General features: G+C 28.3%; 12 protein-coding genes. All 12 read left to right on the top strand.

The features are described from left to right. Positions 1-173 precede the first annotated feature (173 nt). The 12 genes from K0039_RS01430 to yqeC all read left to right on the top strand — a co-directional run bounded on the left by K0039_RS01430 (position 174) and on the right by yqeC (position 17,302). Positions 174-1,385, top strand: a complete 1,212-nt coding sequence (locus K0039_RS01430; protein WP_228103282.1) for an EAL and HDOD domain-containing protein — start codon at positions 174-176, stop codon at positions 1,383-1,385. A 231-nt stretch (positions 1,386-1,616) separates the two neighbouring features. Further along, entirely contained in the window at positions 1,617-3,353 is a 1,737-nt protein-coding gene (locus tag K0039_RS01425; protein ID WP_228103281.1) for a PAS domain-containing sensor histidine kinase, read from the top strand. Between the two features lie 80 nt (positions 3,354-3,433). Then, positions 3,434-5,830: a DUF2207 family protein gene (locus K0039_RS01420; RefSeq protein WP_228103280.1), complete on the top strand. Its 2,397-nt coding sequence runs from the start codon at positions 3,434-3,436 to the stop codon at positions 5,828-5,830. Positions 5,831-5,854: 24 nt separating this feature from the next. Beyond that, positions 5,855-6,403 (top strand): LemA family protein, encoded by a 549-nt coding sequence (locus tag K0039_RS01415; RefSeq protein WP_228103279.1) that lies wholly within the window; start codon positions 5,855-5,857, stop codon positions 6,401-6,403. A gap of 268 nt (positions 6,404-6,671) precedes the next feature. After that, complete coding sequence (locus tag K0039_RS01410; protein WP_228103278.1) at positions 6,672-7,223, top strand: NADH peroxidase; 552 nt, start codon at positions 6,672-6,674, stop codon at positions 7,221-7,223. Positions 7,224-7,500: 277 nt separating this feature from the next. After that, complete coding sequence (locus K0039_RS01405) at positions 7,501-9,897, top strand: PAS domain-containing sensor histidine kinase (protein ID WP_228103277.1); 2,397 nt, start codon at positions 7,501-7,503, stop codon at positions 9,895-9,897. 185 nt (positions 9,898-10,082) lie between these two features. Continuing rightward, complete coding sequence (locus K0039_RS01400) at positions 10,083-11,264, top strand: C40 family peptidase (protein ID WP_228103276.1); 1,182 nt, start codon at positions 10,083-10,085, stop codon at positions 11,262-11,264. Between the two features lie 249 nt (positions 11,265-11,513). After that, positions 11,514-12,836 (top strand): uracil-xanthine permease family protein, encoded by a 1,323-nt coding sequence (locus K0039_RS01395; protein ID WP_228103275.1) that lies wholly within the window; start codon positions 11,514-11,516, stop codon positions 12,834-12,836. 180 nt (positions 12,837-13,016) lie between these two features. Beyond that, on the top strand, positions 13,017-13,811 hold the full coding sequence (locus K0039_RS01390; protein WP_228103274.1) for an FAD binding domain-containing protein: 795 nt from the start codon (positions 13,017-13,019) through the stop codon (positions 13,809-13,811). After that, positions 13,805-14,254, top strand: coding sequence for a (2Fe-2S)-binding protein (locus K0039_RS01385; protein ID WP_228103273.1), 450 nt, complete (start codon positions 13,805-13,807; stop codon positions 14,252-14,254). Before K0039_RS01390 ends, K0039_RS01385 begins: the two co-directional genes overlap by 7 nt. Position 14,255: 1 nt before the next feature. After that, entirely contained in the window at positions 14,256-16,529 is a 2,274-nt protein-coding gene (locus K0039_RS01380; RefSeq protein WP_228103272.1) for a xanthine dehydrogenase family protein molybdopterin-binding subunit, read from the top strand. After that, on the top strand, positions 16,529-17,302 hold the full coding sequence (yqeC, locus tag K0039_RS01375) for a selenium cofactor biosynthesis protein YqeC (RefSeq protein WP_228103271.1): 774 nt from the start codon (positions 16,529-16,531) through the stop codon (positions 17,300-17,302). The genes K0039_RS01380 and yqeC overlap by 1 nt, the downstream gene beginning before the upstream one ends. The last annotated feature ends 86 nt before the right edge of the window (positions 17,303-17,388 follow it).

Here is a 17,388-nt window from a genome sequence, read left to right as displayed (position 1 = left end):
ATTGCAATTATTGGCTTTATATTTATTTTTTTCTAATAGAGCCTAATATTCTAAAAAATTTTATTCAAATGTGATATAAAATAATTAATATGTCTAAATTGATGGTATTTTGTAGATGCATGTATTAATATATATATGTTAGTTGAAAAATATTTAAATGCTTGGGGGTTTATATGAAAATTTATATAGCAAGGCAACCTATTTTTAATAGTGATAAATTGCTATTTGGATATGAATTATTACATAGAAATAGTAATGAAAATAGATATGCAAATGTTGATGAAGATGAAGCTACAAGGGAGTTAACTTATAATGTTTTATCAGAATTTGATTTATATTCTTTGATTAAGAAAAAGTATGGTTTTATAAACTTTAATAAAGAATCATTAATGTCTGATATACCTTTGCTTTTCAATGCCGAGAACATTATAATTGAGATTTTAGAAAATACTAAGATGGATCAGGAGTTAATAGATAGAGTTGCTTTTCTTAAATATAAAAAATATACATTAGCACTTGATGATTTTGTGGATGATGGTACTTATGATTCATTATTACCTTATGTAGATATTATAAAAGTTGAATATAGTTTACTTGATTCATATAAAAGAAGAAAAATAGCTAGGAAATATAAAAATAGTAAAAAGCTTGTTGCAGAAAGAATTGAAACAGAGGATGATTATATAAATGCAATGAAAGATGGATATACCTTATTCCAAGGCTACTATTTTAGTAAACCTATAATGATATCAAAAGACAGCCTTAGCATTGCATCCTCGTCTTATTCACGTCTATGGGAAGAGATATCAAAAGGTAATCCTGATTTTGATGCTTTAGAAGAAATAATAAAATTAGATGCGGGATTGACCTATAAATTGTTATCTTTGATGCATACATCTATATATTATAGAGGAACTGAGATTAATTCAGTAAAACAAGCATTAGTACGTTTAGGAATTGTAGAAACTCAAAGATGGATAATGCTTTTGTTTTTACGTGATATGTCAGGCGAGGATAATGATGAGTTTGCAAAAGCATCTTTATTTAGGGCAACATTTATGGAAAAAATCATAACTAAATTAGATTATAACTATATGAGGCATGATGCATATATGATTGGATTATTATCATTAATAGATAATATTTTGGAGGAAGATATATTGTCAATTTTAGATCCTTTAGAACTATCTGAAATCGTTAAAATGGCATTTATAAATAAAGAGGGAGTATTATATGATTCTTTAGAATGTGTAAAAGAATATGAATTAAGTAATTGGGATGTAGTTGAGAAATTTAATAAAAATTATAATTTAGATAAAGAGATAATTTCATCTATATATTTAGAATCATTAAGATATGCTGATGCAATGTTTAGCAAATCTTAAGAAAATTTAAATACTAGGAAGCGCATAAAGGTGATATTTTGAAATATAAACTATTTTGATATATCACTTTTTATATACTCTTTTAAAATTATTAATTCATATATAATATATAAATTTTATATTTAACGAGTTTTTTAAGAAATTTAAAAAAGGTCGTAGATATTAAAGTATTTTAAATCTATAATTAGTATTAAAGGGAAATTTTAAGATTATCTATTTTGGAGGAATATTATGGAGGAAATGAATATATATAGAAATTTAAATGATGTGAGTACATTAAAATCTGATGAATGTGTAAAGGAAACGATTAGTCATATATGTAAAGACATATTAGAAAATACAGAAGCAAACGGAATATCCATATATATTTTCAATAAAAAAGAAAGAGCTTTAATTCCATTTATAGAATTGGGAGACGATATAAAATATACTAAAATATTTACTAAAATTAATATGGATACAAAAGAATTAGAAATTGTAAAACAGGAAGGTACAGAATTATATCATAGAGATAGAATTGAAAACTTAATAAATAGAAATAAGCACAAACATCATGAACTTGAAAAATCTTTTGAAAACAACATTATTAGTATGTACAAGCTTTCTGTAGATAATGAGTTTATTGGAAGTCTAAATATTATACACAAGGGAGAAACAGTATATAACAGCATGCCTTATGATTATATGAATGGTGTTTGTAAATTAATCTCAATAATTTTAAGAAGTTGGTTATTAAATAAAGAAGTAATTTTAGAAAATCAAAGAAGAACAATAATAGAAAATGAGCTTGATGAATATTTAGAAAAATCAACAGATTTAGTTTGCATATATAATGAAAATCAAAAAATAATAAATTTAAGCTCCAGTTGGACTAAAATACTAGGCTGGACCAAAGAAGAATTATTAAATACAGGTATATATGATTATATATATTTTGAAGATTTAAAAGAGTTAAGAGATATAAACAAATATCTATCAAGTATAGATGATAAAAAAAATAGAAAAACTGAAATCAAAACAAGATACTTATGTAAAAATGGCACTTATAAGTGGATTCATTGGAATATAGAGTATTCAGAAAAGATAAGTGGATATTTTGTTACAGGTAAAGATATTACAGAAAAAATAGTTGAGGAAGAAAGACAAAAGAATCTTGAAGAAAGAATAGAATTAGAAGCTATGAAAAGTGATTTCTTTACAAATATGTCTCATGAGTTTAAGACACCTTTAAATATTATTCTAGGTACAATGCAAGTTATGGAAAAGTGTTCTGAAAATTATGATGAAGTGTCAAATGATGATTTACAGAGATATTTAAAAAACATAAAACAAAATTCTTATAGACTTTTAAAGTTGGTAAACAACCTAACTGATATTAGCAAAATGGATATTGGATATTATAATATTTGTTTGAGTAAAAACAATATAGTTAGTATAGTAGAGGATATATGTTTATCCGTGGTAGAACATGCAAAAAATAAAGGTATAGAAATAATATTTGATACAGAATTTGAGGAAATTGAAATGGCTTGTGACCCAGATGCCATAGAAAGAGTAGTGTTAAATTTATTATCTAATGCTATTAAATATTCATTAAATGAAAATAGCAGAATACTTGTAAATATAAGTGATGACAAAGAATTTGTTTTTGTAAGCGTAAAAGACAATGGACGAGGTATACCAAAAGATAAATTAGAAATTATTTTTGATAGATTTGGACAAGTAAATGCAGATTGCAAAAGAAGATATGAGAGTAGTGGGATAGGGTTATATCTCGTTCAATCAATAATAAAACTTCATGGAGGAAATATAAAAGTTGATAGTGTAGAAAACGAAGGATCTACTTTTACTTTTGCCCTGCCTAAAAATTTAAAGATTAATGATGAAGTAAAAAATGTTTCTTCCTTTGAAAAAAATAATTCAAGTATAGAGAAATGTAAAATAGAATTCTCTGATATATATAATTAATGCATAGGTTGAAAACCTTTTTTTGAAATGATTAATCTATGTTGCTATATTTAGTAAGGGATAAAAAGGAGAGGGAATGAGTGGAAAGATTTAAAAAAATAGTATTATTTTTAATGCTTATGGTAATATCCATAAATATATTTGCATTTAAAGCATATGCAGAAGATGATGGTTACTATATTAAAAATATGGACGTAAATGTGGATGTAAATGACAAAAGAGAGTTTAAGATAACAGAAACTATAGATGTATATTTTAATGAAGAACGCCATGGAATTATTAGGAGTATACCTACATCTACACGATTAGAAGATTATACTATAAAAGACGTATCTGTAGATGGAGCGCCATATGAGATAGAAGATTCTTTTGACATGAAGATAAGAATAGGTGATGAAGATGAAACTTTAAGCGGTGATAAAACTTATAAAATTACATACACCATAGAAAATTACAACGAAGAAAGACCAGAAGGTGATTATATTTATTTTAACGTTCTAGGAGATCAATGGGACACAAATATTGAAAACTTTACGTCAACAATAACCTATCCTAATGAAGCGAATTTGGAGAAAATAAATGTTACCGATGGTGAATATGGTAATAAAAATTCAAAGAATGTACAATATAAGGTGGAAAATAATAAAATTTATGTAAATTCAATAAAAACTATACAACCCTACAATGCAATTACAGTAAATGCCATGTTGAATGAAGGTGCTTTCAAAAATGCACCAATAAAACAATATCCGTATACAATCGAAAATCAGTTTATAGACATTAATATAACAGATGATAAAAAATATGAAATACAGCGTGATTTCAAAATAAAAATAAATAAGAATTATACAGGCGAAGATAATCTTATGATTGACTTGTTTGACATTATAAAAGGTGAAAATTTTTATTTATTAGATATGAGTGTAAATGATAAAAGTGTATCATATAATGAAAAAGATGGAATTATTACTTTAGATAGTAATAAAGATGAATGTGATTTTAAAGTATCCTACACTATAGAGCCTAGGCTTAGTGATAATATTGTCTTTAAAATAGTAGGTACAACTTTAGACGGAAAATTAGAAAATCTGAAAGTAAATGTTAACTCACCATTTTTTATAGATGATGCAACAGTGAATTTTAATGAAAAGGGGGCTAATTTTGGAACTGATAGATTTAATTTACAAAAAAATGATAACAATGTAATATTTACAAACAAAAATACTATATATGCGGGGGAAGATGTAAAACTAAGTCTTGATATAGATCAAAATTTATTTGTAAGACCTTTACCCATATCTGCAAACATTGTGAGATTTGGTTCGCCTGTAATTTTACTTATAATTGTGTTTTTATTTTTTAGATTTAAAGATAAAAATCCAGTAACACCAGTGGTTCAATTTTATCCACCTAGATCTATGAATAGTGCAGAAGTTGGATATACTTTCAATGAAAATATTAGTAATTCACAAGTTACATCTATATTGTTCTATTGGGCAAGTGAAGGATATATAAAAATCATTATGAAGGAAAAGAATAAGTTTACCATTGAAAAATTAAAAGAGATAGGTAGTAATCATAAACCTTATGAAAAAAAATTATTTAATAGTTTATTTAGATATGGAAATGGTAAAAAAGTAACTGATGAAAAATTAAAAACTTATTTTGGAGAAGAAGTAAGTAAGGCAGCAAAAGGTGTGAGAGAAGAATTTAAATATGAAAAAAAATTGAGAGATAGTGCTTCTAAAAAATCAGGATTTTTATTAAGCATAATATCTTCAATACCTGTAATATCATGTATGATGGTAGCTAGAGAGGTAGACCATGGCTCCATAGTAGGCTATGTTATGTTTAGTATATTATTATTAGTTTTACATCTTGGATTTTACTTAGTTTTTTATCAATTATTAAAGAAAAGACATGGATTAATTAAGAAAAATAACAAAGTTATTGGTGTAATAGTTATTAGTTTTATTTATTTAATTATGATAATATTACCATTTTTATTCACTGACTTAGATGGATCTATAATAATAGTTAGTATATTAGTATCTTTAATTGGAAATATCTTAAGTAGTTGTGTTCCTAAAAGAAGTGATTATGGAAAAGAGTTGCTAGGCCAGATAGTAGGATTTAGAAACTTTATGGAAGTAGCGGAAAAAGAAAGGTTAGAAGCTCTGTTAGAGGAGGACCCAGAGTATTTTTATAATACACTTCCTTATGCGCAGGTTCTTGGAGTAACTAAAAAATGGACGAATAAATTTAAAGATATTTCTATGGAGCAACCATCTTACTATGACACTTATTATCCATTAAATAACTATATGGCATTAAATATGTTTGTAAATGATTTAAATAAAGTAGAATCTACAGCAAGTCACACTATAGATACTTCCTCTGGTAGCTCAGGAGGAGGATTCGGAGGTGGCGGATTTAGTGGTGGAGGCTCTGGAGGTGGCGGAGGCTCAAGCTGGTAGAATTAAATAAATGGAGGTGTGACGATGACAGGAATTATTATTTTAGTAGTAGCAGGTGTTGTTGTAATATGGGGTGTTTCAACATACAATAAACTTGTATCACTTAGAATGAATGTTAGAGAAGGTTTTTCTACAATTGATGTATTTTTGAAGAAAAGATACGACCTTATACCCAATTTAGTAGAAACAGTAAAAGGATATGCGGCTCATGAAAAGGAAACTTTGCAAAATGTTATACAGGCAAGAGGAAATGCTATTTCAAGCTCTCCAGAAGATAAGTTAAAATATGAAGGAGAATTATCAAATGCATTAAGTAGATTATTAATGATTTCAGAAAACTATCCTGATTTAAAAGCTGACAGTCAGTTTATAAACTTACAAAAAGAATTACAAAACATAGAGTCAGAAATTGAAAAATCAAGAAGATATTACAATGGAACAGTGAAAAATCTTAATAAAACTGTACAAAGTGTGCCAAGTTGTATAATTGCAAGTTTGTTTAAATTTGAGGAAGAATCTTTCTTTGAATTGGAAAATCATGAAGAAAGAGAAAATGTTCAGGTAAAATTCTAGATTTAAAAAATAGCAAAAATCAATACTAGAAAGTATGAATTATATAAAAAAGTCATTGGGAAAATAACTCCAATGACTTTTTTTATGAAAAATGAATGGATTAATTGCTAAACATAATGCCATTGCGAAAATAATTTTTAAATAAAATTTTTAAATTTTGTTTAAGGCAAAAGGTGGCGGGTATATATAAAAACATAAGTAAGTATTAACATTTAAAATTGACTACTAAAAGTAAGAGAATATAAATAAAAAATGGAGGAAATAGAAAATGAAAAAATTTGTTTGTACAGTATGTGGTTATATACATGAAGGAGAAACTGCTCCAGAAGTATGTCCAGTATGTAAAGTAGGAGCTGAAAAGTTTGAAGAAATGAAAGGTGAAATGAACTGGGCTGATGAACATAGAATAGGTGTAGCTCAAGGCGTTGACGAAGAAATAGTTGAAGGATTAAGAGCTAACTTTGTTGGAGAATGTACAGAAGTAGGAATGTACTTAGCTATGTCAAGACAAGCTGATAGAGAAGGACATCCAGAAGTTGCAGAAGCTTATAAAAGAATAGCTTTCGAAGAAGCAGAACATGCTGCTAAATTCGCTGAGCTATTAGGTGAAGTAGTTGTTGCTGATACTAAGAAAAACTTAGAAGCTAGAGTTGAAGCAGAATACGGAGCTACTGAAGGAAAGTTAAAAATAGCTAAGAGAGCTAAAGAATTAGGATTAGATGCTATACATGATACAGTTCATGAAATGTGTAAAGATGAAGCTAGACATGGTAAAGCATTCTTAGGATTATTAGAAAGACACTTTGGAAAACAAGCTTAATTATAAAAAATTTAATAGTAAAAGAGATAGAGAGTTATTAAATAATGGCTCTCTATTTCTTTTTATGAAAAACTATTTTTTAGACTAATAATATAATTTAATAATTCATTTATACTATCTGTTAAAACATGGATTTTTACTTTTATAATAACAAGTTACTAATATAGAGATTATATAGAGTATAATTAAATAAATGATACTAGAAGTAAAAATGTGGTAAAATATGTAGTAAAAATACATATAAAAATATTATTAATTGGGTAAGAGGGGATTGGAAATGTTATCAATATACAATAAAATTAGTGATTATATTATTGTGTTAAGTTGTACTGGGAAAATAATTTTTTGCAATGAAAGTTTGTTAAAACGTTTAAATTACAATATAGGAGATATACTTGACTTAAATATTCTAGAAGTTACTAAAAGTAAAGAAAATAATGTTAAGGATAGACTTATAGAGTTAGAAGAAATGAATATAACATTAGATTTTTATACAAAATCCAATGAATTAGTCAAAATAAATTCCAACATTATCATAGAATATTTTAATAATGAGAAAAGTATTTTTATAATAGGTAAAGAAGTAGATTCAAAATCATATACAATGGAGATGCTTGAAGACCTTTTAGATAATATTAAAATTGCGGCATTTATTACAAATGAAGATGGTAAGTATTTATATGCAAACAAATCATTTAACGATATATTTAATTTGACAAGAGAAGATATAATAGGAAGCTATAATAGTTATTATTTTAAAGACGAGATTTGTAAAGAAATTGAAGTAAATAATAGAGAGGTATTGAACAATAAAAGTCCTAAAATATTTAATCAAAAATTAGTAGTTAATGAAAATGTTCATTGGTATAAAAGCTACAAATGCCCACTTTATGATAAAAATAATAGATTTAAATATATAGTAGCTATAGCAGAAAATATTAGTTTGGCAAAAGCAGTATCAGAAGAGGTGTATAAAAATTTTAATAGAACAATGACTAATAGTGATTATAATGATATTAAACACCATAATGCAGATTTAAATAAAATACTAAGTAATATAGGAGAGTGCATTCTTGATTGTACACAGGCAGATGGGCTGTCTATATTAATGTATGATAACGGTAAAGAAGGTTTAATACCTTTTATAAAACTAAAGAATGCGAATAAACATCTTAAGAATATAAAATTTATACCATGTAGAATAGATAATATATACTCAGAAAAATATAAAAGTCACTTTAATACTATGTATTCAAAGGGCCAAATAAGCAATTTACCAATCTACAATCAAATATGTATTGAAGGATTGGATTATGCTGCAAATTATAGAATAGAACTAAGCAATGAATTTATCGGGATTATAACTTTAAGTTATATTAGTGGAAATTCACCTAAATATAACAGTGACGAGTATATGAAGCATATATGTAACAAAATAGCCATGATAATAAAAAATATTAGACTCTCAAATCAAGTGTTTGCGGAAAATAAAATGCGCAAATATACTGAAATAGAGTTAGAGCAGTATTTAAAAGTTTCCGCAGACTTAGTATCTATGGTAGGCAAAGATGGATATTTTAAGAGAGTAAGCCCAAACTGGTATAAAGTTTTGGGGTGGAAAGAAGAAGAATTATTATCGATGCCGATAGATTATATTGTTCATCCTAAAGAAGCAGAAAATTTTAGGATGAACAATTCTAGAGACAATGATGGTGACATAACTAGACATATTATTAGATTTAGACATAAGAATGGGCACTATGTTCATCTTGAATGGAGTAGCATGTACATATCTAATCAAGGAGTATATGTGACAGCGGCAAGAGATATTACAAAAAACCTAGAAATAGAAAGAGAAAAAAGAAACTTAGAAGAAGCAGTTCAGTTGGAAATTGTAAAGAATGAATTCTTTTCGAATATGTCTCATGAATTTAGAACACCAATAAATATTTTAATAGGTACTATGCAACTTATTAATAAAAATATTGAACAAAATAATCTAGATATAGAAAATTTAAAAAAACATCTTAATTATATAAAACAAAATTCTTATAGATTGTTAAGATTAGTAAATAATTTAATAGATATAAGCAAGATGGATACAGGAGTGTATGAACTAAGATCATCTAATCAAAACATTATAAATGTGATTGAAGATATAACTGTTTCAGTGGCAGATTATACAAAAGATAACAAAATAAATCTTATATTTGATACAAATGTTGAAGAGTTAATTACTTGTTGCGATCCAGATAAAATAGAAAGAATTATGTTAAATCTTTTATCAAATGCTATAAAATATACACCAGAGAATGGATATATAGAGGTAGATATTAATGCTACAGAAAAGGACGTAATTATTTCAGTAAAAGATACTGGTACAGGTATTCCAGATGATAAATTGGATATTATATTCGATAGATTTGGACAAGTTGATGGTTCGTTTAATAGGATGTGTGAAGGTAGTGGTATAGGATTATCACTAGTGAAAAACTTGGTAGAAATGCATGGAGGAAAAATAAATGTAACAAGTAAAGTCAATGAAGGATCAAAGTTTACATTTAATATTCCTATTAAGTTGAAAGAAGAAAATAATAAAGATTATGATTTTGATAGAAAATTTAAACATGTAGAAAGGTGCGACATAGAATTTTCAGATATATATAGTGTATAAATTGAAGAGAGCCTTTAAATACTAAACTACAATAGCCTCCTATATAAATATAGGGGGTTATTATTTTGTTAATTTGTTATTTATTTTGTAAAAATATAGAAATTTTTGTGGTGGTTATGCTAAAATGGTTACAAAAGGGTTACAAAAATTACAAATAAGTTACAAAATGAGGTGATGTGTGGAATATGATTTTTAACAAAAATGCAAAAACTATTTCAAAAGGAATGGCTGTAGGTGTGTTAGCTACAAGTATTATGCCAACAATAGCTATCAACGAAAATGTGGAAGCTAGTGAAGTTAGGAGTAGCAAGGTTGTAGAAGTTACATGTGATGCTCTTAATGTTAGAACAGGATCTAGCACAAAATATTCTATAGCTGGCACAGTGAGAAAAGGAACAAAACTTGAATATATATCAACATGCAGCAATGGATGGTATAAGGTTAAATATAAAGGAAGTACTAGATATGTAAGTAATAAATACTCAAAAGTAAAAAGTGGTTCTACTTCAACTTCGACTTCTAAAACTGTGCAAGTTACAGCAAGCAGAGTTAATATAAGAAGTGGAGCTGGAACAAAGTATTCTATAGTAGGTACAGTAAGTAAAGGAACAAAGCTTAAATACATATCAAGATGTAGCAATGGATGGTATAAGGTTGAATACAAAGGAAAAACAAGATATATTACTGATGAATATACTAAGATTTCAGGATCAACAACTACATCAGATTCAATAAGAAAAGTAGGTAAGGTTACAGCATCAGCACTGAATGTAAGATCAGGTGCTTCTGCTAAACATAGTGTTAAAAAAACAATTAAAAAGAATAGTGTTGTTGGTGTAATATCATCATATAGTAATGGATGGTCTAAGGTAAAATTATCTAGCTCGTCTACAGGGTATGTATCTACAAAGTACTTAAAGGTATACGCTGGAGATTCAAGTGATATAAAAGTAAGTTATAAATCAACATCTTCTTCTGATAAGCCGTCAAGTAATTCCAAACTTGATAAAGTACTATCTACAGTTAAAGCGCAAGTAGGTAAACCATATGTTTATGGTGCTGCAGGGCCTAATTCTTTTGACTGTTCAGGGCTTACATATTATGCTTATAAAAAAGCAGGAATATATCTAAATAGAACATCGAGAGATCAAGCTAAAAATGGAAAACATGTAAGTAAAAGTAATTTAAAAGCAGGTGACTTGGTATTTTTTAATAGTGGAACAAATTCTATTAAACATGTGGGCATGTATGTTGGTAATGGTAAATTTATTCACTCACCAAGTCCAGGAAAATCAGTAAAATACGAAAGTTTGTCAACATCATATTACGTTAAGGGATATGTTACGGCAAGAAGAATAATATATTAGATTATTATTGTTTTAATAATAATTATATATTTTTAAATATACGTATTTATTTAAAATCACCTCTATATGAGGTGGTTTTTTATTATGTAATATAAAATAAAAGAACAAACATCGCATAAAAAATAAAAAAAATAAAAAAATGTTCGTAAAAAAACTTGTAAAAAAATGGAGGAACATATATAATTAAAAATGGAAAGACGAACAATAATATACAAATAAACAATTTGGTTTTGATAAAGGGAGAATTTTATGAACAAAAGAGTAATTTATCAGCTAGACGGAAGACCTAAACTAACGGAAGCAATACCATTAGGTTTACAACATATATTGGCAATGTTTGTAGGAAATGTTACACCACTTATAATAATCTCAAATGTTCTAAACCTGGATGATGCTACAAAAGCATCACTAATACAATGTGCCATGTTTGTATCTGGTATAGTAACATTAATGCAATGTTATCCACTTGGGCCAATAGGAGCAAAGCTTCCTATAGTCATGGGAACTAGTTTTGGTTTTGTACCTGCTGCTACAGCAATAGGTGTTAAATATGGAATAGAAGGAATACTAGGAGCTTGTTTAGTAGGGGCATTATTTCAGATATTAGTGGGTGGATTAGTATTAAAACGTATAAGAAAATATTTCCCACCAGTAGTTACAGGAATAGTTGTTTTAACTATGGGAATCGCACTTTTACCAACTGGAGTTAATTATTTTGCAGGTGGTGTAGGGGCAGCTGACTTTGCTTCACTATCAAATTTATTTTTAGGAACAATCGTACTTATAACAGTTATATTTTTTAAACAATATACTAAAGGAATGCTTAGTATATCATCAGTACTTATCGGATTAATAGTTGGATACTTAGTAGCTATACCTATGGGTAAAATAGATTTCTCATCTTTATCTCAGGCTGCGTTTATATCTATACCAATGCCATTTCAATTAGGATTTTCATTCCATATGGATGCTATAATAGCTATGATATTTGTATATATGGTTTCAACAGTAGAAACTATAGGAGATACAACAGCCATAGCGAACTCTGGTCTTGGTCGTGAGGCTAGTGAAAAAGAAATAGTTGGAGCAGTTTTAGCAGATGGTATAGGAAGTTTCATAGGAGCTATATTTAATGTATTGCCAAATACGTCTTTTGGTCAAAATGTTGGTATAGTAGCTATGACAAAAATAGTTAATCGATTTGTTGTCGCAACAGGAGCTTTCATATTAATAATATCGGGTATATTCCCAAAAGTAGGAGCACTTATATCTTTAATGCCAGCGAGTGTACTTGGAGGCGCTTCTATAGTAATGTTCTCTATGATAGTAGTAAGTGGGATAAGACTTATAACTACTGATAAACTAACTGAAAGAAATGCAATGATAATTGCTGTATCATTAGGATTAGGCCTTGGAGTTGCTTATGTTCCAGGATTCTTTGATGCTTTTCCAGAGTCTATACAATTAATATTTGGAGAATCAAAAACTGTATTACCTGCCATATTAGCAGTAATACTTAACATGGTTTTACCTAAGGAAGAAATGTGCGAAGAAAATGCACTTACTGCATAAATATAAAAAAGATATATAAGAAATTCTTATATGTCTTTTTTTATATGATAATGAAATATTCATAAATACGAACATTATTTAAAAAAAATGATAAAATGTTTAGAAGAATCTAGTTAGTTATGATATAATATACAAGGTTAAAATTATGATGACAAAATATATTTTATGGGAGGAAGAATTATGTTTACACTAATGGAATTAGTGCAACCTCAGTCACTTGAAGAAGCTTATGAGATACTTACAAAAAGAAAAAACAACATAGTTATAGGAGGTAGTGCTTTCCTTAGAATGGGGAAAAAAAGAATAGGCGCGGGGATAGATTTATCTGCCTTAAACTTAAACATTATAGAAGAAAGTTCAGATTATATAGAAATAGGAGCTACGACTACACTAAGAGATTTAGAAGTTAGCCCTATATTAAATAAATACTTTGATGGAGTTTTACCAAAGTCAGTTAGAGATATAATAGGTGTTCAATTTAGAAATGTAGTAACTGTTGGAGGAAGTGTATTCTCTAGATATGGTTTCTCTGACTTAATAGTAGGTTTACTGGCGCTACAAACAGAAGTAGAGTTATATAATGGTGGAAGAATATTATTAGAAGAATTCCTAAATAAAAAATATGAAAAGGATATACTAGTTAAATTATATATAAAGAAAAACAATGCAAATGCTATATATAAATGTATGAGAAATTCAAGGAGTGATTACCCTATATTAAATATGGCTGTATCTAAAGAAAATGATAACTTGAAAATATGTGTAGGTGCTAGACCTCAAAGAGCAACTATAGCAGTTAAAGCAAGTGAATTTTTATCACAGAATGAATTAAATGAAGAAAATATAATGAAGGCAAGTGAAATAGCTGCCGAAGAATTAGTATTTGGTTCAAATATGAGAGCTAGCAAGGAATACAGAAAAGCTATATGTAAATCACTAGTTAAAAACGCTTTAATGGAGGTATCATCATGTTAATCACAATGAATGTAAATGGAAAAAAAATTGATATAGATGTGGAAGCTGACGAATATTTAGTAGATACACTAAGAAGAGTAGGAAATCTAAGTGTAAAAAGAGGTTGTGACACTGGATGTTGCGGGCTATGTAGTGTATGGATAGATAAAAGACCAACTTTATCATGTTCCACATTATCTGTCAGAGCTAATAATAAAAATATTACAACAATAGAAGGCTTACAAGAAGAAGCAAGTGAATTTGCAGAGATACTTGTTAAGGAAGGTGCAGAGCAATGTGGATTCTGTTCACCAGGATTTATAATAACTGTAATAGCTATGAAAAGAGAGCTAGAAAATCCAAGTGAAGAAGAAATAAAACATTATTTAACTGGAAATCTATGTAGATGTACAGGATATATGGGGCAACTTAGAGCAATAAAGACATATATGGGGGTAAAGTAATATGAAAATAGTAGGTAAAGGCATAGCAAAAATAGATGGAATGTCAATAGCTACTGGTAAGCCAGTATACACAGATGATTTAGCAGCTAAGGAAGCCTTAGTAGTTAAAATACTGAGAAGTCCACATCCTTATGCAGTTATAGAAGAAATAGATATAAAAAGAGCCATGATGGTACCAGGAGTTGAATGCGTTTTAACATATAAAGATGTGCCACAAAATAAATTCACATTAGCTGGACAATCATTTCCAGAACCATCTCCTTATGACAGATTAATACTAGATAAAACAGTAAGATATGTGGGAGATGAAGTAGCTATAATAGCAGCAAAGGACGAAAAAACTGCCATAAAAGCTATGAAGATGATAAAAGTTAAGTACAATGTATTAACTCCAGTAACGGATATGGAAAAAGCTATAGACAATGAAAGTATAGTACATACAGAAGATTTACATTGTAACTTCGATATAGGAATGGAAAGAGAGAGAAATATAGTATCTAAACATTTATATGAAAAAGGTAATGTAGAAGAAGAATTATCAAAATGTGATATAGTTGTTGAAGACACATATTATACACAAGCACAATCTCATGGGATGATGGAAACTTATAGAGCTTACAACTACTTAGATCATATGGGAAGATTGGTTGTAGTAAGTTCTACACAAATACCTTTCCATGTAAGAAGACATGTAGCAAGAGCTTTAGATATGCCATCAAGCAAAGTAAGAGTTATAAAACCAAGAATTGGTGGTGGTTTTGGTGGAAAGCAAACGGCATGCGTGGAAATATTCTCTGCACTTGTTACTTTGAAAACAGGAAAACCAGCTAAAATAATATACGATAGAAAAGAAACTTTTACATGTACAACATCTAGACATGCCATGAAACTAAATGTAAAAGTTGGGGCAGATAAAGATGGAACAATAAAAGTTATAGATATAGATGCTCTATCAGATACAGGAGCATATGGAGAACATGCTTCTACTACATTTGGACTAGTTGGAGAAAAAACTATGCCTATGTATGGAAAGTTAAAAGCTGCTAGATTTAAAGGAAATGTAGTATATACTAATAAAACACCATCAGGAGCATTTAGAGGATATGGAGCTACTCAAGGATGTTTTGCAGTTGAAGCAACTATAAATAAGTTAGCAACTAAATTAAATATGGATCCAGTAGATGTAAGATTTAAAAACATAATAAAAGAAGGAGAAGTATCTCCAGCTTACGATAAGCATTTAAATAGTGTTGCCTTAGATAGATGTATTAAAAAAGGTAAAGAGCTTATAAAATGGGATGAAAAATATCCTTCTAGAGAAATATCCCCTAAAAAAGTAAGAAGTGTGGGAATGGCCCTTACTATGCAGGGTTCTGGAATAGCTGGAATAGACACTGCATCTATAGAAATAAAATTAAATGATGATGGTAACTATACACTACTTACTGGTTCAACAGATATGGGTACAGGTAGTGACACTATACTTGCTCAAATGTGTGCAGAAATTTTAGAAACTACAATGGACAAAATAGTAGTAAACTCAGCAGATACAGACTCTTCGCCATATGATCCAGGTTCTTATGCATCAAGTACTACTTATGTTACAGGTATGGCTGTAGTAAAAGCTGCAATAGAACTGAAAAATAAGATAGTAAACCTTGGAGCAGAAAGATTAGGACTTAATAAAGAAGATGTAGAGTTTGACGGAAGCTGTGTAAAGTCATTAGATGGAGATAAATCAATATCAGTATTTGATTTGGCAGTAGACGTAACTGTTGGACCTAATAAAGACCAACTAATAGGATATGCTACTCATGGAAGTCCAGTTTCACCACCACCATTTATAGCAGGATTTGTGGAAACAGAAATAGATAAAGAAACTGGAAAAGTTGATATAATAGACTATGTGGCGGTAGTTGACTGCGGAACAGTAATTAATAAAAACTTAGCAAAAATACAAGTAGAAGGTGGAATAGCTCAAGGTATAGGTATGGCATTATATGAAGATGTTGTTTATACAAGTAAAGGTGAATTAGCATCTAATACATTTATGCAATACAAAATACCAACTAGAAAAGATGTTGGTAATATAATAGTAGACTTTGAAGAAAGTTACGAGCCAACGGGACCATTTGGAGCAAAATCTGTAGGTGAAGTTGTTGTAAATACACCATGTCCAGCCATAGAAAATGCAATTTACAATGGTATAGGAATAAATTTAAATACTTTACCTATGACACCAGAAAAAGTATTTATGGCCATGATGGAAAAGTAATGAACTTAATTGACACTTTTGATATAAAAAATAAAGATATAATAACTATTGTGGGAGCAGGGGGAAAAACATCTTTGATGTTCTCTGCTTCCTCTTTACTTAGAAAAGATTATAAGGTGTTACTTACAACAACAACAAATATATATGTTCCCAGTGAAAAGTTTTATGACAAGATGATTATGCTAAGTGAAATGAAAAATAATGATTATAATAATCTAATAGAAAAAAGCAATAATGGAGTATATGTAATAGGGAATAAAATAGTAAATAACGTAGAATCAAATAAATCTAAGATAAAAGGTTTAAGCTTTGAAGTGTTAGATAAAATAACACCTTACTTCGATATAGTAATAATAGAAGGTGATGGTTCCAAGGAAAAACCACTTAAAGGATGGAAAGATTTAGAGCCTGTTGTTTATAATAAAACAACTAAAACTATAGGGGTAGTAGACATTAAAACTATAGGATTAAATATTAATGAAGATAACATTCATAGACTAGATGAATTTTTAAAGATTATAAATGATAAAGAATCACAAAAAGTAAAAGTAAAACATCTAAAGAGTGTTATTTTAGATAAAAATGGATTATTTAAATTTTCTGGAGGAGAAAAAATTTTATTTATTAATAAGACAGAAAATATAAAAGATAAAAGAAATGCTACCTTACTTATAAATAAAGTGAAATATGAAAATTCATCGTATATTAATAAGTTTATATATGGAAGCATTCTAAAAAATGAATTTTTATTTAATAATAGCGAAACTATTTAATGTAATACAAAATATCTATAACAGCATCATATTATAAAGGCGTTAAAAAACTATAAAATATTGTATAAATATGGAAAATATGTTCA

The organism is Terrisporobacter mayombei, from assembly GCF_020748465.1.
Lineage (GTDB): Bacteria > Bacillota > Clostridia > Peptostreptococcales > Peptostreptococcaceae > Terrisporobacter > Terrisporobacter mayombei.
This window is presented reverse-complemented; position numbering and strand designations above follow the sequence as displayed.

Bases quoted from the DNA above. Each gene is read 5' to 3' on its own strand.
- K0039_RS01430 (WP_228103282.1), top strand. From the start codon at position 174: ATGAAAATTTATATAGCAAGGCAACCTATTTTTAATAGTGATAAATTG.
- K0039_RS01425 (WP_228103281.1), top strand. From the start codon at position 1,617: ATGGAGGAAATGAATATATATAGAAATTTAAATGATGTGAGTACATTA.
- K0039_RS01415 (WP_228103279.1), top strand. From the start codon at position 5,855: ATGACAGGAATTATTATTTTAGTAGTAGCAGGTGTTGTTGTAATATGG.
- K0039_RS01410 (WP_228103278.1), top strand. From the start codon at position 6,672: ATGAAAAAATTTGTTTGTACAGTATGTGGTTATATACATGAAGGAGAA.
- K0039_RS01405 (WP_228103277.1), top strand. From the start codon at position 7,501: ATGTTATCAATATACAATAAAATTAGTGATTATATTATTGTGTTAAGT.
- K0039_RS01400 (WP_228103276.1), top strand. From the start codon at position 10,083: ATGATTTTTAACAAAAATGCAAAAACTATTTCAAAAGGAATGGCTGTA.
- K0039_RS01395 (WP_228103275.1), top strand. From the start codon at position 11,514: ATGAACAAAAGAGTAATTTATCAGCTAGACGGAAGACCTAAACTAACG.
- K0039_RS01390 (WP_228103274.1), top strand. From the start codon at position 13,017: ATGTTTACACTAATGGAATTAGTGCAACCTCAGTCACTTGAAGAAGCT.
- K0039_RS01385 (WP_228103273.1), top strand. From the start codon at position 13,805: ATGTTAATCACAATGAATGTAAATGGAAAAAAAATTGATATAGATGTG.
- K0039_RS01380 (WP_228103272.1), top strand. From the start codon at position 14,256: ATGAAAATAGTAGGTAAAGGCATAGCAAAAATAGATGGAATGTCAATA.
- yqeC (WP_228103271.1), top strand. From the start codon at position 16,529: ATGAACTTAATTGACACTTTTGATATAAAAAATAAAGATATAATAACT.